Below are 5,168 nucleotides of genomic sequence, written 5' to 3'. Positions count from 1 at the left end.
CCAGTTCTACAATTCCGGCGGGTATCATCACTGTCCGGCGGACGGTACCGAAGACGGTTTCTGCCCCGGACTCTGAAGTGACGTTTACGTAAGCTGGCGCGGCGCGGCGCCACTGGGCGCTGCGCCGGGCGTTCGTACTTCCGGGAGGCGGGGACAGGCACGTCTCGAAGACGCGCTTGTGCCAGTCCCCTGTCCGGATACTCAGTCTCCCGCTTCCGGTATTACAGGTAACGACATCATTTTCGTGTTCGTAGTCAAAGCGCCCGCTTGCGGTTTTTCGCGGACAATCTGAAGGTTGAACTGCGAACAAGCGGCGTCGATTATGGCGCCGTGTATAAAGCCGCGGCACGCGCTGTTGCGGGGGCGTTATGCGTCTTGGCGGGAATCGGCATCCGGTTCTGGCGGACCGGGAGGCAGAAGGTCTTTCAGGCTCTCGAAGGCCTGGAAGGTGAGCGGTTCGACGCCGGCGTTCAGGGGCGAGCCCGCGCCCGGGGCATGTTGATACGGCGTCTGATGTTCGTAGTCGTGGCAATAGAGACACAGCAGTTCCCAGTTGCTGCCGTCGGGCGGATTGTTGAGGTGGTCGCCATCTCTGTGGTGCACGGTGAGTTCGCGCAGGCTCCTGCCGGAGAATTCGCGGCCACACCGCGCGCACACGTGCGGGAAGAGCCGGAGTGCCTGTTCGCGGTAGCCCTTCTCTCTCTGCTCGCGCGTGCGCTGCACTTCGGCCAGGATTTCCGCGCGTTTCCGCGGGTCCGGATTCCTTCTTTCTGGCGGCATTGGCGCTGTATTCCTTGCGTGCTGTCTGCAGGAAGCGCGCCCCTGCGCGCACGCGTCCTGTTGCGTGTGACTGTACCGTATTGGCGGGCGCCGCGGCAAAATTACCGGCATGCAAGCGGGATCTTGCGCTTACGCCGGCTCAGCCGCCGTCTCTTGACCAAAACGTGCTTATAGGTTATCGTAATTCTATCAGTTGCTTGGTTCCAGATTAGATTCGGGCGCTCTTGCCCGCGGAGCGAGGTTGTCCGGGCACAAGGGCCGCCCGAGCGTCGATGGTCAGGCGTCATTTTCAAAAGGAGGGAGCCTTATGCGAGTTTCTTTCCGATTCCTGTTGTGCTGTGCTCTGTTAGCCGCGTTCTGCTCGGTTGTGCTGTTCTGGCGCGGCGCCGGCGCCTCGCCGGAGGCGGACGCGGCTGCCCTGACTGGCGACGCGCCTGCAGCTTCGCAGACGCAGCCGGGTGTCAAGGCTTTTGTCGACGAAAAGGGGAATCTCACGGCCGCGCCGCAAGCGGCGCGCGCGCCGGAGGCGGGCACGACGCGGTCGTTCAGCCGTTTCACGACCGAACCCACGGCGCGCGGCGGCGTACTGGTGAATTTCAATGATGGCTGGCAGAACGCGGCCATCGCGCATGTCGGACCGGACGGCACGGTGAGCGTCGAATGCGTGCCCGCCGGTTCCAGCGCCGCAGCGGCGGAAGAGCAGGAGGAATAGCCATGATATCGCGCTATTTATGCCCGCTGGCGGCGATGGGGGCGCTCCTGTTGGCCGCACCGTCCGGCTGGGCGGCGTTCCAGGTCAATATCACTTATGCGGACAGCGCCGGGGAAGGGTTCAACGACGCCACGCTCGGCGCGCAGCGCCGGGCAGCGCTCGAACACGCCTTGGATGTCTGGGCCAGCCAATTGGACGGCACGATTGACCTTGCCCTGAAAGCCTCGTTTGACCCGCTTGGCGGCGACGCGGTAAGCGCCGTGCTGGGGCAGGCGGGATCGACGGCCAGCGTGCGCGACGACCCGGGTCTGCCGTTGACGGGCACGTGGTATCCCGTGCCGCTGGCGAGCCAGCTCATGGGGTTCAGCGTCACGCCGACGAGCGGACCGAACGCCGGCTTCCACATGGCGGCGGTGTTCAATTCGGACGTAGACGGACCGGTCGCGCTGGGTTCGGTGTCCTTTTATTATGGGACAGACGGCAACGCGCCCGCGCTGACGGTGGACTTCGTTTCCGTTGCGCTGCACGAATTCGGCCATGCCTTCGGCTTCTTTGACATGGTCGATCCCAGCACAGGCGGCTTTTTTGACGGGTTTCCCGACACGTACTCGAGGAATCTGAAGCGCGCCGGCGTGGTGAACAAGAACTTCACCGCCATGAGCAACGCCGAGCGGCTGTCCGCCGTCACGAGCGGCGAGGTGTACTGGAAAGGCGCCAACATTATCGGCGCGGGGATTACCAGTCCGTCCCCGTTCGTGAATGCTCAGGGCGAGGTCGAGATGTACGCCCCGAGTCCGTATGAGCTTGGTTCCAGTATTTCGCACTGGGATGTGGGCCACACGCCGGACCTGCTCATGGAGCCTATACTCACGGACGTGTACACGAATATCGACGTGACGGGAGACGCCATGCTCGACATCGGCTGGACGCTCCAGCCTGGGGAAGGCGAGGGCGAGGGTGAAGGCGAAGGCGAAGGCGAAGGAGAGGGGGAATGCGTCACGTTTGCAAGCATGGACGTGCCGGCCCCGATCGATTTTCTGGCCAACCCGGTGACCGAATCCACGTTGGTCGTGCCCGGGCCGCTCGTTGTCAGCGACCTGAACGTCAAACTCGATATCAACTATGCGTTTAACGGGGACCTGATTGTAGACCTGCGTTCGCCGCTGGGCACGGAGATTACCTTGTTCACCGGCGTCGGCGGTACGGGCGGCTTCTCCGATACGGTGCTGGACGACGAGGCCGGCACGGCCATCGGCGCAGGCGCGGCCCCGTTTACGGGCTGTTTCCGTCCGCAGTCGAACCTCTCCGCGTTCAATGGCATCAACGCGGCGGGCACGTGGTTGCTCAGAATACAGACCGTCGACTTCTTCGAGACGGGGTCGCTTTCCGGGTGGGAACTCCACTTCGGTTGCGAGTGCCCCCTGAGCGGCGAGGGCGAAGGAGAGGGTGAAGGAGAGGGTGAAGGAGAGGGTGAAGGAGAGGGCGAAGGAGAGCCGTGTCCTTGGGCGGGACCGTGCCCGGACTTTGACGCCGAAGGTGTGGCGGCTTATGCCCTGTTCGGTGCGGACTGGGCCACCGCCGACCTGGACCTGACGGGGACCATCGACAGCTGGGAGGTTGCCTTGTTGCGTGAGGTGCTCTGCCGCCGCAATGGCGCGCTGCACGAAGCGACGGTCTGTGCGTTCACGCACAACCTGGCGGCGTTGCAGGCCGAACCGGCGTATGCGGTTCTTGCGCCCTATGAGAACGTGTTGGCGGCGCTGCTCTCGGTCAGCAGCGAACTCCAGGCCGTGGCGGCGGGCAACTTGTCCCTGACCGGAACCTATGAGGTGGCCGGGGCGGTGGATAAGGCCTTCGGCGAGCCCTTGTCGCCGAATGGGAACCCCGATGGCGATGCTCTCTCCAACGGCCAGGAAGCCGCCAACACGGTAACCGCCGGATTGGACCGGGAAGACTTCGTCGTCGCGGCGTTGAACCCCTTGCTGGATGGCAGCACGGATGCCTCGGCCCTGCCTTCCCTCGAGGGCATGGGCCTGGTCGTGCTGGTGGCGTTTGTCAGCGCGTTCGGCGCGGCCTTGGCCGCGCGCCGCAGGACAGCGCCGGGAACCGAATAGACGGAACGCGCAGAGTCAAGGAAAACGCCCCGGGGCCGGAACCTGGCCCCGGGGCGCCAAACTCTCGCGCGGCGGATTACGCGGTCCGGTACGGGGCCTTCAGGGACCAGCCGTTCAAGTAGGGGCGATACGCCCAGGCGTTGCCCTTCTTCGCCACTTCATCGTCGCCTTTGAAGTGTTCCGTTTCGAGATCCCAGAAGAGCCGCCCGCCGGCCACGTACGAACACGTGCCCATGTGGCAGGTGCGCGTCGTGTTGTGCAGCAGTTCGACCGTCGAGATCGGGTCTTTGCGCTCGCGGACGCACTGGCAGAAGTTCTCCCAGTGCGGCTCGTTCAGCGGGGTGGCCCCGCCCTTCTTGGGCTCGCAGCCGCCGTTGTTCTTCACGGGGTAGACCTCGTAGCCGCTGCGGTCCACGCGCAGCGTGCCGAGGGTGCCGTGGAACAGCACGCCATGGCTTTGGAAGCCTTCGGGCAGGAACTGGTTCCAAACGCGGTTCGTGAACTTCAGCGTGAACGTGTCGTACTCCCAGACCACGTCGAGCGTGTCCGGCGTAGTGCGATTGTCGTGTACCACGTACTTGCCGCCCATTGCGCAGGCGGAAACCGGCTGTTTCTCGGCGTCGCCCATGCCCCAGAGCGCCGCGTCGATCAGGTGCGCGCCCCAGTCCGTGATCTTGCCGCCCGAGTAATCGAGGAACCAGCGGAAGTTGTATATCCAGCGGTTCGTATTGAACGGCTTGTGCTCGACCCAGCCCTGGTGAAATTCCCAGTCCAGTCCTTCTTGTTCCCACTTCGCCTGGTCGTCGTCGCCCATGCCGATGCCATCCACCGTTTCCTCGTCTTGGATGAAGGCCTCGACGCTGCCCACCTGGCCGATGTAGCCGCTGCGCACGAGTTCCACGGCTTCCTGGAAGTGCGCGCCGCTGCGCTGCATGTTCCCGCCCTGGAAGACCACGTTGTTGCGGCGCACGGCCTCAATCATCGCGCGGCCTTCCTCGATGGTCGTCGAGAGCGGCTTCTCGCAGTAGATGTCCTTGCCCGCGTCCGCGGCAAACAGGGTGCACAGGCAATGCCAGTGGTCCGGCGTCGCGATGACGACTGCGTCAACGTCCTTGTTCTCGAGGATCTCGCGGAAATCGTGATGCTTCGTGATATTGGGGAACTTTTGGGACGCCATCTGCGCGCCCCGCTCGAGGTTCTTGCGGTACAGGTCGCAGATCGCCACGATCTCCATGTCGTCCCGCTGCATGACAAAGCCGAGGTTCGCGCGGCCCATGCCGCCCGTGCCGATATGGCCCGTGTAGATTTTCTCGTTCGCGCCTATCACGGTCTGCGGAAAGATCGATTTATACACCTGCGCGCCGGCGTTCGTGGCCACCGTCGCCCCCAACGCGGCCCCCGCCGACCGCTTGATGAATGTACGCCGACTCACGTTGTTCGGGGATTGTTCCCTTGCCATGTGATAACCTCCTTGGCATCGCTTCCTTCACTCGCGGCAACAAACTCCAGAAAAACGATAATACCTTCCGGCGGCTGCGCCGTGCAACGCTCGTGCCCCGATT

The 5,168-nt window shown here is 63.9% G+C and carries 4 protein-coding genes; 2 read left to right on the top strand and 2 right to left on the bottom strand.

Translation table 11 applies throughout. The annotated features are described in order from the left end of the window. Positions 1 to 366 precede the first annotated feature (366 nt). On the bottom strand, positions 367 to 780 hold the full coding sequence (locus KA184_23145) for a YajD family HNH nuclease (protein MBP8132487.1): 414 nt from the start codon (positions 778 to 780) through the stop codon (positions 367 to 369). 307 nt (positions 781 to 1,087) lie between these two features. On the opposite strand from KA184_23145, the gene KA184_23140 reads away from it, so the two are divergent. Together KA184_23140 and KA184_23135 are read left to right on the top strand one after the other, a co-directional pair. Then, the gene (locus KA184_23140) at positions 1,088 to 1,492 is read left to right on the top strand and encodes a hypothetical protein (protein MBP8132486.1); all 405 of its coding nucleotides are present in this window, start codon (positions 1,088 to 1,090) and stop codon (positions 1,490 to 1,492) included. A 2-nt stretch (positions 1,493 to 1,494) separates the two neighbouring features. Next, positions 1,495 to 3,606, top strand: a complete 2,112-nt coding sequence (locus KA184_23135; protein ID MBP8132485.1) for a proprotein convertase P-domain-containing protein — start codon at positions 1,495 to 1,497, stop codon at positions 3,604 to 3,606. A gap of 76 nt (positions 3,607 to 3,682) precedes the next feature. Here the strand turns inward: KA184_23135 and KA184_23130 are convergent, their stop codons facing one another. Beyond that, a complete protein-coding gene (locus KA184_23130) occupies positions 3,683 to 5,065 on the bottom strand; it encodes a Gfo/Idh/MocA family oxidoreductase (GenBank protein MBP8132484.1) in 1,383 nt (460 codons plus the stop codon). Positions 5,066 to 5,168 lie beyond the last annotated feature (103 nt).

Source organism: Candidatus Hydrogenedentota bacterium, from assembly GCA_018005585.1.
Classification (GTDB): Bacteria; Hydrogenedentota; Hydrogenedentia; order Hydrogenedentales; family JAGMZX01; genus JAGMZX01.
Note: the sequence above shows the minus strand (reverse complement) of the source record. Positions and strands in the feature narration are given on the sequence as shown.